The sequence below is a fragment of the Legionella bozemanae genome (assembly GCF_900450575.1).
In the GTDB taxonomy this organism is placed as follows: domain Bacteria; phylum Pseudomonadota; class Gammaproteobacteria; order Legionellales; family Legionellaceae; genus Legionella; species Legionella bozemanae.
Window position 1 is genome coordinate 462,846 of record NZ_UGGY01000001.1, and the last position, 16,606, is coordinate 479,451.

Here is a 16,606-nt window from a genome sequence, read left to right on the forward strand (position 1 = left end):
TGTCATCTGCTATCAAGAATCAGGGGCTGTAAACAGACCCCGGTTTTTTAGATATATTATTACCAATTAGTTAAAGTTTCGTAGGTATTTTGGGAATGGGTCTTTAAAAATTCAGTAAAATCTTTGGTCCCTAAAGGTTTACTAAAGTAAAAACCTTGCATTATGTAACATCCGTTTTCTTTTAAAAATTTAATTTGCTCTAGCGTTTCTACACCTTCTGCCAGACAATCAATATTCATCCGATGTGCCAAGGCAATGGTGTTACTTACGATATTTCTGCTATCAATACTGACTTCAATATCTTGAATAAACGTTCTATCAATTTTTATTTTATTGATTTTAAATAATTTTAGGTTACCAAACTCTGAATAACCAGTACCAAAATCATCTATGGCGAGTGCAATACCCATCTCTGTAAATTTATTAATAATTGGAATGGCTTCATTGTGAAATGCATTAGATTCTGTCAGTTCCAACTCGAGGTACTTGGGAGATAATTTTACTTTATTTAAAATGTTCCTAATGCGCTCAACGAGATCGTGCTGTACCAATTGCTTTGCTGATAAATTAACTGATATGGTTAATTTAAATCCTATGCCCCGCCATTTCTTCAATTGTTTGCAGGCAGTGCTTAATACCCATTCTCCAATAGGAAGAATCATTCCATTTGCTTCTGCCAAAGGAATAAATTCCATTGGCGAAACTAATCCAAACACTGGACTTTGCCAGCGTATTAAAGCTTCTGCACCACAAACGGTTCCAGTTCTTAAATCAATGAAGGGTTGGTAATTTAAGATTAGTTCATTATTTTCAATCGCTCGATAGAGTTGATTTTCAATATTTAATTGTCTGGAAGCATCTGCAGTAATTACGGTATTAAAAATGCGTACACTATTCCCACCGCGCTCGGTCGCAAGTGTCCGCGCAGCCTCTGCATGCGTAATCAATGTATCCACATCCCTGCCATCAGTCGGAAATACACTGATACCAATGCTTGCGGTTAAATTCAATTCTTGTTGGGAAACATAGACGGGATTTTCTAATACCATAAATAAATCTTCGGTACAGTCTTCTATTTCCGACATATTACTAATGGGATCAATTAAAATAACAAATACATCTTTGCGTAATAATGAAACGAAATATTTTTTATTTTTTACTGCAAGTTGTGCAAAACGTTGCGCAATACGATGGATAACCGTAGCGGATGCTTGATGACCGATACTGTCATTAATTTTCATCATATTGTTTAATGAAAAACAGGCAATGGCGAACTTTTGATGACTTTTAATAGCTCGTTCAGTTACATTATGAATGTGATCATAAAGAAAACGTTCATTAGGTAAATCAGTTAATAAATCATGGGTTGCCTGATAGGTCACCAATTTCAATGATTTTTCTAATTCTTCCGTGCGTTCTTTGACTCGTCGTTCCAAAGAAGCATTCATATGTTTCAGTTTATGGCTAAGTAACGCATTTTCATATCCCAAACGAAATACTTTTAAAATGATTCTGTTTCCAACAAAGCAAGCAAAAAGCATAAATAGGCCGAGCACCAAAAATGAGGCAGCAATGGATATACTGAGATAGCTGACCTCAGAACCAATTGAATCAATGATTAAATATAGATGATACAAAAGTGTAGGGGTGAGTAAACAAACAATACTCGCAATTCCCATCGTTAAATCAATTGCAGTTGAGAAGGAAAAACAAATTAACACAGCAGATAAAAAGATGATGGTAGTCATTTGTTGATTAACCCCATCGTTCATAAATAAAATGCCAATACTGCTCCATATCAAACAGATTAAAATGACAATATAGAGAAAGCCTTTTCGGCATTTAAATATTTCTGCGCGGGTTATACGTCTATATTCAAAACGCAGTGCCCATACGAGATTGAGCAAATTTGCAAGCACCAAGAGGATATACCAGGAAATGATTAATATTGGGCGTGTCGACCTATAGATCGCAAGAACATACAGAAAAGCGCCAAGTATATTGGCAAAAGCACCAAGTTTTACCATGCTATGAAATGACTTGGCTGTTTCAAACTCAATCTTGTGATCAATCTCATGTTGTTCGCTGGAGGTAAGCTGCGGTTCTTCGATAAACTTATGTCCATTGCCGGGCTTTGACATATAAGCTCCTTGCCCTATCGTAGCGCGATAGAGTCATTCCCACTTTTTATATTATAGTATAAGTAGCGTTTGCTTTAGTAATTATAAAGACTCATTTTGTTAAAATATAAATCATTGCCTCCAGAACACGTCCATTTTGTATGCGTGCTGGAATTTTTTCTTGCTTTACTATCTTAAATTGATTTTGTTCTGCTAATTTTTGGATGTAATCCGGATGATGGCTGAAACGAGCACTTGTTTCAAGCGACCAGAAGGTTGTTGCACTGATTTCAATGGTAAAAATAAAATAGCCTCCAAGCTTTAGATGTTGATGAATGGTGTAAAATAACGTATCAAGCTCGCCAAAATAGGGAAAAACATCGGCGGCAATGATCAGGTCATAAGAGGCTTTATTTTGCTGAAGAAATTGATTGATTTCAGCTTCTACCAAATTATCATAAATTCCTTTTTCTTTGGCTTGGGCCAGCATTTTTCCTGAAATGTCTACTCCGATTAAACGGTTACTTCGCTCCCGAAGGACAATACCCGTGAGACCGGTTCCACATCCTAAATCTAAAGTATGAGTATTTGTTGGCAATTCCAATTGGTGGATTACACGCGCTACATGCTGGGGAATAGAATACTGCAGCGTGCTCTTCATATGTTGGTCATAATAAAGTGCATAGTTATTAAATAAATTATGTGCGTATTCTGGAGTGGTTGTTGCCTGTTCATCCCCAGTAAGAGCACGGAGCATATGCGCGCTAATCGTATCTTGGGGATTAATATCCAGAGCACGTTTTAAGTATTCCTTAGCTTTGTCCCTTTGTTCTAACTTAAGATAAATTGCCGCCAAATTATTTAAAGAGGATGTATGAGCGCTCTCGAGCTCAAGGATATGATCAAAAAGAATAATGGCTTCATTCAAATGACCTAAAGCCATTTGGGCTACGCCGGAATTGTATAAATATTCAATATTATCAGGTTCTTTTTGAAGTAATACGTCATAATGCATGAGCGCATTCTCAAAGCGATCATGATGCATGAATGTAGCTGCCAAGTTATTACGCGCTTCGATATTTTCATTATCCAAGGCTAATGCCTTGCTGAAATAATCGATTGCCAATTGGTTTTGTTGTCTTTTTAAAGCAATGACGCCCAGATTGGAAAGCGCTTCTATTTGCTTGCTGTCTTGTTCCAAAACATTTTGAAATGCTTTTTCTGCTTCAACAAGAGCGTTTTTTTCCAGATGCAATACACCGAGATAGAAAAGGGCTTCAGTATGAAATGGATTTAAGGATACTACGTTATTAAATTGGATTTTGGCGGCTTCCAATTGATTATTTTGCAGCAATAATAAGCCTAAATTAAAATGTGCCGCACTAAAATCAGGTTCAGCATGAACTGCTCGCGTATAATGTAACAGTGCTTGGGCATAGTTATTTTGCAATGCATAGACCGTTGCCAGGTTATTATGAGCCTGGGCATAATTCGGTTGCAGTTTAATGGCTTGCTGGTAATATTCAATTGCCTTATCCAGTTGATGTGACTTTTTATAGGCATTTGCAAGGTTATTCAGCAGACCCGCATTATCAGGGCTTAAAGAGAGTGCTTGTAATAAATAGAGAATTGCATTATCCATATCACCTAATTGAGCATAAGTGAGTCCTAAAAAGTGCAACGTGTTCAGATGCTTGGGCTCTTGAGACAAGATTTGTTCATAGAGGCTAATGGCTTGTGGCAACTGACCTTCATACTGGAATTTATATGCTTGCGCAAAGAGTGCATCTGTATCCATCATCAATTCTTAATTAGAGCGCGCAGTTGCTTTAATGCTTGTGCGCGGTGACTGATATTATTTTTAATTTTAGCAGGTAATTGTGCTACCGTGCATTGAAAGTTAGGGATATAAAATATGGGATCATAACCAAATCCACCTTCGCCAACAGGGAGGTTATGAATTATCCCTTTGCATCTACCTGTTGCAATAATTGGCATAGGATCTTTTGCATGGTGTACCAAGGCAATCGCGCAATAAAACCAAGCTTCTCGTTGAGGTGAGGGTACATGGGCCATTTTTTCTAATAATAAATGGATGTTTTCTGCATCGGTTGCATTGTTACCCGCATAACGAGCAGAATAAATACCCGGCTCGCCATTTAAAGCAGGTACTACTAAACCTGAATCATCGGCTAATGCGGGTTTTCCTGCATGTAAACTGGCGTGGCGTGCTTTGATGAGTGCATTTTCAATGAAACTTAAACCATCTTCTATTGCATCTGAAATTCCTAAACTGGTTTGTGGAATGCATTCAATTGGAGATAACAAATCACGCAACTCTTTGATTTTACTGGAATTGCTGGTAGCAAGAATAATTTCTTTCATAATTTAGGCCACAAAAAAATAGATAAAATGTAACGTGCAGCGCAGCGGTATTGCCACCATTAAATTAAGAATTATGTCATTCCCGCGAAGGCGAGAATCCATTCATCAATTGGTACCTCACCTTGTTTGGTGGATGGATCCCTGCCTTCGCAGGGATAACAATTTATCTCGACTTAATGGGAGGGCAGTGTAGCGAAACCCAGGATATTAGTGCTGCACTATTGCACTTCCAACAGATTTTTTTAACTATGTTATTAAAAGAATCCAGTTTAACGTGAGCGCTTAAAAATAGAAATTAAATTTTGTTGTGACATAGCATTACCTACTAAACGTTATACTGCGTTACAGACTCTCTCGGCTGCAGTCATGTATTATAGATACACTCCATCGCTTATCACTTGCGCCTTATCTAAAGTTTTGTAGGTAACGCTATATATTTAAAAATCTTAATAGAGAACAAAATTTACTTTTTTTGAACACTTTATTGTCCAAAAAATAAACCAAATAAATAGCGTTATTACAGTACTTGGGCTAAAATATGGTTTTTGGCCGGAGCATGATGATGCCCATTACACATCTTTTATTAGCTCTTTTAGTTGTTGTGATTTGGGGGATAAATTTTCTTTTTGTTTCCTTCGGACTGGAAGAAATTTCGCCTTTGTTACTCTGCGCCTTACGTTTTTTACTGGCAAGCATTCCAGCCATTTTTTTTATTAAACTTCCTCAATCTTCATTCAGAGCGATTGTCCTCTATGGTTTTGTAATGTTTGCATTGCAATTTGCTTTTCTTTTTATTGGCATGAATGTTGGTATGCCTGCTGGAATGGCTTCGTTGCTCATGCAAACACAAGTATTTTTCAGTATGTTTTTTGCGGTGGTTTTCTTGGGTGAGCAGCCTAATACGGGGCAGATTCTTGGTGCACTCGTCGCTTTTGCTGGCATTGGGTTGGTTGCTATGCATTTTGATAGTGATATCTCTTTAGCGGGTTTTGTCTTCATTCTTGCTGCTGCAGCAACTTGGGGACTGGGGAATTTGATCACCAAGAGAATTAAAGGAAGTAATACCAACATGATGGCAATGATTGCATGGGGAAGTTTTGTTGCATGTATCCCGATGTTCCTTCTTTCTTTAATGTTTGAAGGCCCTTCGAGTTTTGTTTATACCTATGAGCATATAAGTTGGCGTGGGACATTATCGTTGTTTTATATTGTTTTTGCTTCAACTTGGATAGGTTATGGGGTTTGGAACTGGCTCATTGCCCGATATCCAGTAGGCGTAGTTGCCCCATTTACTTTATTGGTTCCCATTGTTGCTATCCTGAGTTCTGTTTTAGTTTTGGGTGAGCCCTTTCAACAATGGAAGCTTGCTGCAGGATTATTAGTAATTGGTGGTTTGTGTATCAATGTATTGGGTGCGCGTTTTTTTGCAGTGAAAGAGCAGTCAGAAGTTGCCCTAAATGAATAAAGCCTGGGTGAAGCGTCGTAGCGGAACCCCGGATCTCCTATTTGATATATTGAATTTCCCGGGTTCCGCTACGCTTCACCCAAGCTACGTTTTTATAGCAAAAATGAGATATCATATGCCATTGTTACTATAATACTGGCGCTTAATTGTGAGTAACTCAAAAACCATAATATTATGTGCAGATGATTTTGGCTTGAATTCCGGAATTTCAGAAGGGATTTTAAAATTAGCGCGTATGGGACGTTTGTCCGCTGTGAGTTGTATGGTGAATATGCCCGGTTTTATTCCTTATGCCAAAGAACTACTCATCTTAAAAAAAAATAAACCAATCAAAATTGGGTTACACTTTAATCTTACAGAAGGTAATTTAGTATCTATTCCAGAAAAATCGTGTTTTTCTTTACATGAATTGCTGATTAAAACGCATATGCGCTCGATAAAATTATCTTTCATTGGAAAAGAGTTTTTGGCACAACTGGACCTGTTTACGGACATCATGGAACAACTTCCCGATTTTATTGATGGCCACCAGCATGTCCATCAATTTCCTATAATACGGAATGTCATTTTGGATCTCTATGCACAAAGATTGAAAAGTCATGGAACTTCTATTCGTTCCACTTGGCCTTCCATTGATTTGCCTCAATCTCGGTTGAAAGCAAAAATATTGAGTCTTACAGGAGGTAAAGCTTTACTGAAGCAACTCATCAAATTGGGCATCCCTCACAATCGTTACTTCTCAGGTATTTATGATTTTGCCCCAGCAGCAAACTATAGAGAATTATTCAGGAAATGGATGAGTGTAACCAGGGAGAATACTCTAATTATGTGTCATCCGGGGACAAGTTCCAATAGTACAGATCCTATCGCACATGCGCGTCTTAAGGAATTTAATTATTTTTTAAGTGACGAATTTTTAAAGGATTGCGATGAGTTTCATGTTCATTTAGAGCAGCATGAGAATTTATTATAAGACAATTTCAGGTTAAATTTACCTGCTTGTTTTTTTTATGTATTATCTTTCTAGGGTTATCAGACCCTGGGGCAATGGTATTTGAATAAAAAGGAAAAAGCCTTGAAAGACTTTTTTTGGATCTCTTTTGGTGCGATCTTTGGCGCAAATTTGCGTTATCTCGTGAGCCGTTTTTTCGCTAAGTATTTATCGGCAGATATTCCTTTTGGGACATTCATTGTTAATGTGACCGGAAGCTTTATTATGGGGTTTTTTCTTGCCTGGACTTTAGAGCGAGTGGAGGTTGATCCACGATGGCGCTTGTTTATTGCCGTTGGGTTTTGCGGAGCTTACACAACATTTTCAACGTACAGTTACGAAACTTACATGCTTTTGGAACAAAGTGATTATGGGCTTGCTGCACTAAATTTTATTTGTAATAATCTTTTTTCACTATTGGCAGTTATTGCGGGTATCGTACTCGCTCGGGCAATTTGATATGAATCATGTAAAAGTTTCTATCTATATTAATGAATCGGACAAATGGCAGCATCGTCCCTTGCACATTGAGCTATTAGATATGCTTGATAAAAATGAAATTGCAGGGGGCACTGTCTTGCGTGCTGTTGCTGGATTTACATTTAAAAGCCCTGTTGTATCTGCCTCATTGGTGGATATAGGTAGTAAGCTTCCCTTAGTTGTGCAATTCATTGATACAGCAGAAAAGATAGATTCTATATTACCGAAAGTGAAGGAAATGGTCGGAAAGCGCCTTATTATTCGTGAGCCTGTAGAAGTAGTTAGTGGGATTTATCCTGACTCTTATTAACATCTATTTTCTAGCATGACCCAACATTTGTATGTCAATGCAGAAAGATATGCCTGTGCGTGTATGAAATTCAGCTCTAATTTTTAGCTGAAACTCCCAGATTGATTTATTTCTTGTCAAAATTTGTTGTAAAAATCTATTTATACACTATAATAATCTATAAATAGAGGATTTTACCATGAATCATTTGCATTTGGCATCTTTAACATCTCAAGATTTAAGTGAAGACGTTCTAAAACGTAACACCCAGAATGTAATTGCACTTTTAAAGCATTGGCAATTAAAAAATGAAGAAGAGTGTGAGCTTTTAGGTGGAATAAGCCCTGCACAACTTGCCAAATTTAAAAGAGGAACCGCACATATATCTGGCAGAGATACGATCGAACGGGTAGGTAATCTTTTAGGGATTCATAAAAATCTGAGAATTCTCTATCCGTACAATCGAGAAATAGTCTATCAATGGATAAAAGGGAGAAATCAAAAACTCCATAATCTTCGTCCATTAGATATTATGTTGGAGCAAGGTTATATTGGAATTGCTCAAATAAGGCGACTTACTGATTTTATGCGAGGTCAGTAAACGTGTCATTATTTGATGCTGTCAGAGAATATTCACAAGATATTTTTAGAAATATAAGAGGCATTAAGGTATCCCAGGATTTATTCGATGATCTCAGTGATGATCCGGTAAATTGGGAAGCGGCCAATATCATAGAAAGCCATACTCATCCTGTACTAACCAATCAATCGTTAATTCAACGGGCATTTGATTACAGCAAAAATGATTTTATTGATTATCCATTTGAAAAGATAACGAGCTCACGTTACAGCGATGGTGCAATTGCTTGCTGGTATGGATCAGAAACGTTGAAAACGACAATTTATGAAACAAGATATCACTTTATTCAGGAAATCAAAGATTCCTGGGAGATTTTTCAAACCCAAGATACAGTCATTATCGATAGACGGGTTGCGAAAGTTTATTGCCAAGGATTAGGGCTTGATTTGACAGGAAAAAAAGAAGAGTTTCCCTGGCTCGTTGATCCGGATAATTATACGCAATGCCAAGAAACAGGAAGAAGAGTAGCCCATGAAGGGCATCCCTTATTGATTGTTCCATCTGCTCGCGATCCAGAGGGAATTAATCTCGTTGTTTTTAATCCCGCATTACTTTCTAATCCCAGGGAGCATTGCAAGTTACAATATATCTTCGACATAAAAAAGAAGAAAATTCAATGTCTTAGAGGGAAGGAAATCATCCTGGAACAAAGTGACATGAATATTTAAAGAGAAATCCTGAATTTTGTTTGAACGGCTTTATTTGGCGCATCTTGAACGAAAAATCCTCTGGAAAATACTCACATAGCCATCTATGCTCCATTGTCCAAGAGAGTTTTTTATTCAATTCGCACTCAAATCAGACCATTTTCTCATGAGAGGTTAAGCATTATTTTAACGACATGCCCAAAATCTTGATATGATGAAGCTATAAACTGAAACAAACCCCAAAACAAGAAATAAAGCAAATAAATAATTTAGATTAGTGTAACGTAAAAGCACGAAATAAAGCATTTCGTTAATGATTCCTGCGGAAGCTGCTACCAGGAAAAAATGAGGGAAGCTCAAATTTTTTTCATCATGCAGTTGCGAAAAGGTTAAATATTTATGTCCTAAAAAACTGACATTAAAGGCAATTAAAAAGGCAAAAACATTCGCTACGAGTGCCTGGACATGCATAAATTTCACTAAATTAAACACAGTAAAAAGATGAATGAATGCGGCAGCGCCACCAATACCCACAAAATAAATCAGTCTATGCCTTAATTTAAGTTGTGCTGTCATCAAAACTGGCTTCCTCATCAATAACGTAATGAGGCCTGTGTTTCACCTCATCAAAGACCCGCCCTATATATTCCCCCACTACGCCCAAGGCGAAGAGTTGCAAACCGCCAAAAAAGGTAATCGTGGTGACTATGGTTGCCCAACCGGGTGTTTCGATACCGAAAATCAAGGTACTTATTATAATCCAAATACCGTAAAGGATCGCCAGGGTTGCAACACCAATTCCACCAATAGCAATCATACGTAATGGAAATGCGGTAAAAGAGGTAATCCCGGTAATTGCTAAATCCAAAAGTGAGTAAAAATTCCATTGTGAAGTACCTGTTTTACGAGGTTGGACTTCAAAAGGAACAGCAATTTGTTTAAATCCAACCCAGCTATATAAGCCCTTCATGAAACGATTCCTTTCGGGCAATTTTTGGAGTGCTTGCACAATCTTGCGATCTAAAAGCCTAAAATCCCCTGCATTTGCAGGGATATTAATGCGATTTATTCGCGAAGTAAGTTGATAAAATGCTTTGGCACAAGTCCTTTTTAACCAGGATTCATCAGAACGGTTTTGTCGAACTGCATAAACCATATCATATCCCTCTTCCCATTTGGCCATAAATTGGTTCAAGAGTTCTAGGGGGTGTTGGAAGTCGGCATCCAGAAGAATCACTGCATCACCTTGGGCATGGTCAAGTCCAGCACTTATGGCATTTTCCTTGCCAAAATTTCGACTAAAACGAATGCAACGAAGGGCAAATTGAGTTCTCAATTGCTGAATAATTACCGGTGTATTATCCTGGCTGCCATCATCTACAATAAGTATTTCATATGCATAGCCAAGATTTTTTATTGTATCAATCAATGCAGCAATAAATTCGGCAATTCCTGCTTCTTCATTATAAACTGGGACAACGTAGGAAACACGTTTTGTATGATTTACTGGTTTGGACATATCTGGTTTAATAATTTTGGTATTATGGCTACTGTAAATAAATGCTTATATATTAACTTGAATCGTAAGTTCTCGTAAGTAGATTTAATTTTTTTCTTTTTAGGGAATTATTAAGCTGATACTATGTACCCTATTTTTGCTTCCAGCTCTACGGACAAAGCATGAGGTATATTGATTTTGAAGTATTATGGAAAAATCAGAAGGGATCGATTTTTCTGGATGAAAAAATTGCTAAATTTTTATTTAAGCAAAAAGAAGGGGTGAATTTCTTATCCTCATTGCCTAGTGGTTCTGTTTCAGGAAAATCATCCAAATTAAGTATCTTTAACAGCTCTCCTCAATTTATCTTTAGCCATCAATTAGTCCTATCAGGTAAAAATCAGTGGCATATTATTGATAATGCCCACAAAGGCAAAGGTGGCTTTGGTGCGGTTAACGAATCAAAATATAAAATAGTCGTGACTCGTGAGGCAAAAAATAAACCTTATCAAGCCCGATTAATCCCTGTGAACGATGTAGTCAAAATACAAAAAACTTCCAAGGATACGCCATATCCTGAATTATTGAAGCGGACGGCAAAAGAAGCGTTAAGACAAAAAAAACACGGGGTAAATGTTGTTGGCGTAGTTGGAACCGGAGATATGGTTATTACTATCCTTGAGGATTGTGGTACCAGCCTTGATAAGCTATTACCTTTTACACCCAGCTGCAATTATTCGTTTCAGTTCCGCTTGCAAGTCGCAGCACGCATAGCGAGTGAGATGCTTTTGTTACAACAAAAGGGAGTGGTACATCGGGATCTTAAGCCGGCAAATATTTGTTATAAAAAGCTAAGCAATGGGCAATTTCTTATAATTTTTATTGATTTTGGTTTGGCTGAAGATATTGATTCAAAAAATAATCTAAAAGCTTCAGGAACACTGGCTTATATGGCTCCGGAAGTCATTTTGGGGAAAGGCAGCACTTATCAATCGGATATGTATGCATTAGCAGCAATATTTGGTGAAATCTTTGGTGCACGGCATCTTCTAAAATATAAGGAATTAGCAGTAAACCTAGCTGATTTAGCTCAGGCCTCCTATTGTTTTGATGGTTTATTTACAGGTTATGATGTATCTCACATCGATCCTTATCTTTTAGAAGATATAAAGATTTTGCTCAATTGTTTACAAAGTGAAAACCCTGAAAAACGTCCAACGATTGATCAAATCAATAAATTTCTTATAACTTTGCCCTCCAGGATGGATGCATATAAAAATTTTAATGAGCAATGGGCGGTTATGGCTAAGAAATTTGCAGAATTTGAAGCCTATCATCAACAAATGAAATTATTAAAATCAAAACATGATTTATTCCCATTTAGAAACAAACTGTTACATGTTCCTAATCCAGTAAGCCATGTATTTAATGGAAGGATGCTCCACAAAAGAGAGGAAATTTATAAAGAAATTTCAACGTTTGCTTTACCTTTATCTCATTACGAATTATCAAAACGATTAATTCAAGAAAATCGTAGGGCAGATTTTGAAAATGAAGACAATCCTTATCCGAATTTGGAAAAAGTAATTCGAATGCTAGAGCAGGAAAATTTGCAATTTAAAAACGCAATACACAGTTTTAACGAATACGTCAATGTGATTATAGATGGCAAACAGTTAACAAAAAAATTTATTACTACAAACAGCACTGGGATGAGAAAAATTGCCGGTATTTTAAGTTCTACACTATCTCCCTTGGAACAGTTGGAACAATTACAGCAAATTGGTCAAGCAAAGACAACAGCGGGATTTTTTTACTTTTTCAGCCACTCCAAGTTTTTTGGTAGAGGTCGACATGAGAATATGGAGAAACTTTATCAGAAACTCGCTCGGCTTGATCCCCAAAAAGAGCAAACGGAATATTTGGCGAAAACTCAAATGGATGAGATCACCCAGTTTATTCAGAACACAACGAAGTTTACGCATTAAAACCTGGATATCGTGGCGAAACCCGGTTTCGTTTCGCTGCACTAAGGCTGCATTATTTATATCCATAAGGGTTTTCGTTTTTCGCAAATCGCTTTTGAGGGAGCTATGTTTGGCAGCGAGAGATAATCACCATGGTCCAAACTACAAGTGCATTAATAATCGTAATAAAAACGGCAGCTGAGCCGAGATCTTTTGCTTTTCTAGTCAGAGGATTCCAGTCGCGGCTTATCCGATTCAATGTGGTTTCTATCGCTGAATTCAATAATTCAGCAATTAAGACTATGAATAATGTGCTAATTAATAAAGCGCGCTCAACATAAGTTTTCCCTATAAAAAAAGCAAGAGGCAATGCAATGATGCCGGCCAATAACTCAAGACGAAAAGCAAATTCGTCTTGAAAGGCCGCTTTTAATCCATAAAGAGAATAACGAGTGGCTTCTTTTAATTTAAGAATTGTTTTAACTATGAATTTAGGCATTTGAGTAATCCTACAACTTATTTTGCTAAGGTCTGTTTCCATTTCTACTAGCTCGGCCAGAACATTTGGTGCAAGCTAGCGAAATGTAAAATAGACCCTAGTTTGTCTGAGATTGCTGTACTTTTCAAATAGATATTCCATAATAGACTTCTTCGAAACTCGCTGCATCGGCAAATTGCTTCGCCGATACAGTGCTCGAATCCTCATGTGACTGCGTGTACACTCAGATTCTGCGCTTCATTTCTCCTTGCACTTAGCTCACTGCAGCGAGTTTCGAAAGAAGTCTAATCAAATCGAACAGGAACGTACTGATGTCAGTTTTCTATGAGGTTCAGTGTCATTATCTTAGATTTAGGGGTTGGGTATGGAGGAACATTTTTACACAAGTTTAGTCGACTTACTGGAAAAAAAGGCAGAGAAAAATCCGGATTTCCCACTCTATACCTTCATAAATAAAAAAATACAGGAAAGTAAGAGTCTGACTTATCGTGAGTTGGCAGACCAAGCAAAGAAAATAGCAAGTGTTCTTTGCGACGTAACACAGCCTGGCGATCGGGTATTAATTATTTATCCTCCTGGCCTTGATTTTATTGCGGCCTTTTTTGGTTGTTTGTATGCAGGGGTTATTGCTGTACCTTCATATTCTCCTACTACTACCGATTGGGCAAAAAAATTCCAACATATTATTAAAAATTCAGATGCATGTGTTGTTCTGACCACAAAAGAGCTTGCACAACAAATCAAAAAATACAAAGAGTATGAACAGTTAAGATGCATCATCACAGAAGATTGGGTCAATGCAATTGAGACATGGAGCCATTTTGCGTTTAAGGAAGATCATATTGCTTTGTTACAATACACCTCTGGTTCAACTGGAAAACCCAAAGGAGTGATGATTAGCCATGGTAATTTGTTGCATAATTTATTTGTAATAGGAAAAGCAAACAGCCTTACTGCCGAAGACATTAGTGTTTCTTGGTTGCCTCATTATCATGATATGGGACTTATTGGTGGGATATTACAACCTGTTTTCAGTACGATTCCTGTAAAGTTGATGTCACCATTAACCTTTTTGCAGCGCCCGGCAATTTGGTTGGAAACAATGACATATTATCGAGCTACAGCAACGGTTGCTCCTAATTTTGCTTATGATTTATGTGCCAGTAAAGTCACTGAAGAAGAAAAAAGCCGATTGGATTTAAGCAGCTTGCAATGTGCAATGAGCGGGTCAGAACCTATTCGCAAAGCAACCATTGAGCGTTTTCTTCAACGTTTTGCAAGCTGCGGTTTTTCACCTGAGGCTTTTTATCCTTGTTATGGACTTGCTGAATCGACATTAATGGTTACAGGAGGACGTCGCAAACAAGGAATAGACAGTCAATGGGTAGATAAGAAAACACTGAATCAGAACAAAGTCCTTTATTGTGATGAAACGCATCCTGATGCCCACAGTTTGATTAATTGCGGACAGCCCGTTGATGGTTGTTTTCTTGCCATTGTGAATCCGCAGACGTTGCAGGAGTGTCCAGAACGGGTGGTTGGCGAAATATGGGTAGCAAGTAAAAGTGTTGCCCAGGGTTATTGGCAATTACCCAAGGACTCAAAGCATTATTTCGATGCACGCATCGCCCATAAAGAACATTCTTTTTTACGCACCGGGGACATGGGGTATCTGGATCAAGGGGCGCTTTATGTCACGGGACGTCTCAAAGATCTGATTATTATTCGTGGATGTAATTATTACCCACACGATTTGGAAGATACCATCCATACATGCCATCCCTACTTGCGTGAGCATGGTTGTGCCATTTTTTCAGTAGAAGAAAATGACTCGGAATTATTAGTTATTGTGCAAGAAATTAAAAAGCAAGTTCAGGGGCTGAACTTAGAAGAAATCATCAGAACCCTACGGGGCAATTTGCGGCAAATGCATGGGATTGAGGCAGATGTTGTGGTACTTGTTGAGCCTAAATCAGTTCCTAAAACAAGCAGCGGAAAAACACAGCGCTTATTATGTAAGAAAAAATATCTGGAAGGTGGCCTAGGTATTATCTGTATCGATAAGCTCGTAAAAAAGGAGGCAGAGGAACCTGTAAAAACCCTGAATTCCGAATCTTCAAATATTGCCCAGATGCTCAAGCCCATTTTTAATGAAGATCTTGCGGTTTTAGATAAAGAAAAAAAGTTAAGCGAAGTGGGTTTAAATTCAGTGCAGCTGGGGGAATTACACTATGTGCTGTCGACATGCGCTGACAAAGATATATCGATTGAATTTCTGCTCAGGGATCCAAGCCTAGGCGAAATTATGGATTTATTTTCAGGAAAATCGGAGCAACAAAAACAGTGTGATCATTTCCTGATTGATTTGGTTGCTGAGTTTAATCAATATAAAAATATGACACCTTATATTACCTCTTTGCCCAAAGCGATGCCAGAACATGTATTATTGACTGGAGCTACAGGCTTTTTAGGAGCTTATTTACTGCGTGAGCTTTTAATTAATACGAGCTGGTATATTACATGTCTTGTTCAGGCCAGTTCACCCGCGGCAGGACGAAGCAGAGTGATGCAAAATATGGAGCACTATGGTGTGTGGAATCCGGTTTTTCATGATCGCATTAAAATCGTTTTAGGCAATTTGGAAAAAAACAATTTAGGTCTCGCTAAACAAGACTGGTACTATTTGGCAGATACTGTTGATCTTATTTTTCATGGAGCTGCCGTCCTTAATTTTATTTATCCTTATCAAAAACTGGCAGCAAGCAATGTGTTTGGTACGAAACAACTCATCGAGTTAGCCGGGTACAGGCGGCTGAAAGCGCTGCATTATATTTCAACGGTAGGCTATTTTATGTCTGCTGATTTAGCAGATGATGCAGTAATCAGTGAACAAACTGAGCTTACACCCGAAGACGGGATTTATGGTGGTTATAATCAAACAAAATGGTTGGCTGAACGATTGGTATTTCATGCGCGCACCTATAATATTCCAACAGTGATTTACAGGCCGAGCTTGATTACAGGGGAAAGTCAAACTGGATATTGGAACCAGGAAGATGTGGTATGCCGTGTCCTCAAAGGATGTGTTGAACTGGGCGCCCGCCCATTATTGAATGTAGATTTTAATTTTGTTCCAGTGGATTATGTCGCCAAGGCAATCGCCCGATTTGCTTTGGAAAGACCCTATCAGTCCGATACGTATCATTTAATAAATCCGCAGGAAGTCGATGTCGATAAATTATTTGGATACGTTAAGGCCAAAGGTTTTAAGATAGAAGATGTCCCCTATCCTGATTGGGAAAAAATGATTAAGGAGAAAAGTCAATTTGATCTGAATCATCCATTTTCTCCATTACGGCCTTTCTTTACGGAAAAGGTCTTACATAAGGACCGTTCATTATTTGATTTATATCTTCACAACAATCAGGCGAAAATTGATTGCACCTATACAAAAACCCAGTTAGGCAATCATGAAATTTATTGTGAAAAAATAGATGAAACGGTATTCAATAAATACCTTAATTATCTGATTCAATGTGGATATTTAACCCAAGCCACTGAAGACACAACGAGTTAAGAAGTTCTGTGTGCTATATTTTTACAGGAGGAGGTTAATTAGGAAAAA

General features: G+C 37.8%; 14 protein-coding genes. 8 read left to right on the forward strand and 6 right to left on the reverse strand.

What is annotated here, in order from left to right; all coding sequences use genetic code 11:
* Window positions 1–59: 59 nt before the first annotated feature.
* The 3 genes from DY223_RS02075 to rdgB all read right to left on the reverse strand — a co-directional run bounded on the left by DY223_RS02075 (window position 60) and on the right by rdgB (window position 4,505).
* Window positions 60–2,141, reverse strand: coding sequence for a putative bifunctional diguanylate cyclase/phosphodiesterase (locus tag DY223_RS02075; protein ID WP_058457817.1), 2,082 nt, complete (start codon window positions 2,139–2,141; stop codon window positions 60–62).
* Window positions 2,142–2,232: 91 nt separating this feature from the next.
* Complete coding sequence (locus DY223_RS02080) at window positions 2,233–3,918, reverse strand: tetratricopeptide repeat protein (RefSeq protein WP_058457818.1); 1,686 nt, start codon at window positions 3,916–3,918, stop codon at window positions 2,233–2,235.
* A gap of 2 nt (window positions 3,919–3,920) precedes the next feature.
* Window positions 3,921–4,505 (reverse strand): RdgB/HAM1 family non-canonical purine NTP pyrophosphatase, encoded by a 585-nt coding sequence (gene rdgB / locus DY223_RS02085; RefSeq protein WP_058457819.1) that lies wholly within the window; start codon window positions 4,503–4,505, stop codon window positions 3,921–3,923.
* Window positions 4,506–5,067: 562 nt separating this feature from the next.
* On the opposite strand from rdgB, the gene DY223_RS02090 reads away from it, so the two are divergent.
* From DY223_RS02090 to DY223_RS02115, 6 genes are all read left to right on the forward strand, one after another.
* A complete protein-coding gene (locus DY223_RS02090) occupies window positions 5,068–5,970 on the forward strand; it encodes an EamA family transporter (RefSeq protein ID WP_058457820.1) in 903 nt (300 codons plus the stop codon).
* A 148-nt stretch (window positions 5,971–6,118) separates the two neighbouring features.
* The gene (locus tag DY223_RS02095; protein ID WP_058457821.1) at window positions 6,119–6,943 is read left to right on the forward strand and encodes a ChbG/HpnK family deacetylase; all 825 of its coding nucleotides are present in this window, start codon (window positions 6,119–6,121) and stop codon (window positions 6,941–6,943) included.
* Between the two features lie 102 nt (window positions 6,944–7,045).
* Window positions 7,046–7,420 (forward strand): fluoride efflux transporter CrcB, encoded by a 375-nt coding sequence (gene crcB, locus DY223_RS02100; RefSeq protein WP_058458089.1) that lies wholly within the window; start codon window positions 7,046–7,048, stop codon window positions 7,418–7,420.
* Between the two features lies 1 nt (window position 7,421).
* Window positions 7,422–7,751 carry a DUF190 domain-containing protein gene (locus DY223_RS02105; RefSeq protein ID WP_058457822.1) on the forward strand — a complete coding sequence of 110 codons (330 nt, stop codon included), beginning with the start codon at window positions 7,422–7,424 and terminating at the stop codon, window positions 7,749–7,751.
* Window positions 7,752–7,929: 178 nt separating this feature from the next.
* Window positions 7,930–8,331 (forward strand): hypothetical protein, encoded by a 402-nt coding sequence (locus tag DY223_RS02110; protein WP_058457823.1) that lies wholly within the window; start codon window positions 7,930–7,932, stop codon window positions 8,329–8,331.
* Between the two features lie 2 nt (window positions 8,332–8,333).
* The gene (locus DY223_RS02115) at window positions 8,334–9,038 is read left to right on the forward strand and encodes an RES family NAD+ phosphorylase (protein WP_058457824.1); all 705 of its coding nucleotides are present in this window, start codon (window positions 8,334–8,336) and stop codon (window positions 9,036–9,038) included.
* 165 nt (window positions 9,039–9,203) lie between these two features.
* Here DY223_RS02115 and DY223_RS02120 read toward each other — a convergent pair whose 3' ends face one another.
* Both DY223_RS02120 and DY223_RS02125 read right to left on the reverse strand, forming a co-directional pair.
* Window positions 9,204–9,593, reverse strand: coding sequence for a GtrA family protein (locus DY223_RS02120; protein WP_058457825.1), 390 nt, complete (start codon window positions 9,591–9,593; stop codon window positions 9,204–9,206).
* Entirely contained in the window at window positions 9,577–10,536 is a 960-nt protein-coding gene (locus DY223_RS02125) for a glycosyltransferase family 2 protein (RefSeq protein ID WP_058457826.1), read from the reverse strand. Before DY223_RS02125 ends, DY223_RS02120 begins: the two co-directional genes overlap by 17 nt.
* Before the next feature lie 161 nt (window positions 10,537–10,697).
* Here DY223_RS02125 and DY223_RS02130 point away from each other — a divergent pair, with 161 nt between their 5' ends.
* A complete protein-coding gene (locus DY223_RS02130) occupies window positions 10,698–12,503 on the forward strand; it encodes a protein kinase domain-containing protein (RefSeq protein ID WP_058457827.1) in 1,806 nt (601 codons plus the stop codon).
* A 103-nt stretch (window positions 12,504–12,606) separates the two neighbouring features.
* On the opposite strand, the gene DY223_RS02135 is transcribed toward DY223_RS02130, so the two are convergent.
* Window positions 12,607–12,981: a diacylglycerol kinase gene (locus DY223_RS02135; RefSeq protein ID WP_058457828.1), complete on the reverse strand. Its 375-nt coding sequence runs from the start codon at window positions 12,979–12,981 to the stop codon at window positions 12,607–12,609.
* Between the two features lie 364 nt (window positions 12,982–13,345).
* Between DY223_RS02135 and DY223_RS02140 the strand changes: the two genes are divergently transcribed.
* A complete protein-coding gene (locus DY223_RS02140; RefSeq protein WP_058457829.1) occupies window positions 13,346–16,558 on the forward strand; it encodes a thioester reductase domain-containing protein in 3,213 nt (1,070 codons plus the stop codon).
* Window positions 16,559–16,606: the final 48 nt, after the last annotated feature.

Bases quoted from the DNA above. Each gene is read 5' to 3' on its own strand.
- DY223_RS02075 (WP_058457817.1), bottom strand. From the start codon at position 2,141: ATGTCAAAGCCCGGCAATGGACATAAGTTTATCGAAGAACCGCAGCTT.
- DY223_RS02080 (WP_058457818.1), bottom strand. From the start codon at position 3,918: ATGGATACAGATGCACTCTTTGCGCAAGCATATAAATTCCAGTATGAA.
- rdgB (WP_058457819.1), bottom strand. From the start codon at position 4,505: ATGAAAGAAATTATTCTTGCTACCAGCAATTCCAGTAAAATCAAAGAG.
- DY223_RS02090 (WP_058457820.1), top strand. From the start codon at position 5,068: ATGCCCATTACACATCTTTTATTAGCTCTTTTAGTTGTTGTGATTTGG.
- DY223_RS02105 (WP_058457822.1), top strand. From the start codon at position 7,422: ATGAATCATGTAAAAGTTTCTATCTATATTAATGAATCGGACAAATGG.
- DY223_RS02110 (WP_058457823.1), top strand. From the start codon at position 7,930: ATGAATCATTTGCATTTGGCATCTTTAACATCTCAAGATTTAAGTGAA.
- DY223_RS02120 (WP_058457825.1), bottom strand. From the start codon at position 9,593: ATGACAGCACAACTTAAATTAAGGCATAGACTGATTTATTTTGTGGGT.
- DY223_RS02125 (WP_058457826.1), bottom strand. From the start codon at position 10,536: ATGTCCAAACCAGTAAATCATACAAAACGTGTTTCCTACGTTGTCCCA.
- DY223_RS02130 (WP_058457827.1), top strand. From the start codon at position 10,698: ATGAGGTATATTGATTTTGAAGTATTATGGAAAAATCAGAAGGGATCG.
- DY223_RS02135 (WP_058457828.1), bottom strand. From the start codon at position 12,981: ATGCCTAAATTCATAGTTAAAACAATTCTTAAATTAAAAGAAGCCACT.
- DY223_RS02140 (WP_058457829.1), top strand. From the start codon at position 13,346: ATGGAGGAACATTTTTACACAAGTTTAGTCGACTTACTGGAAAAAAAG.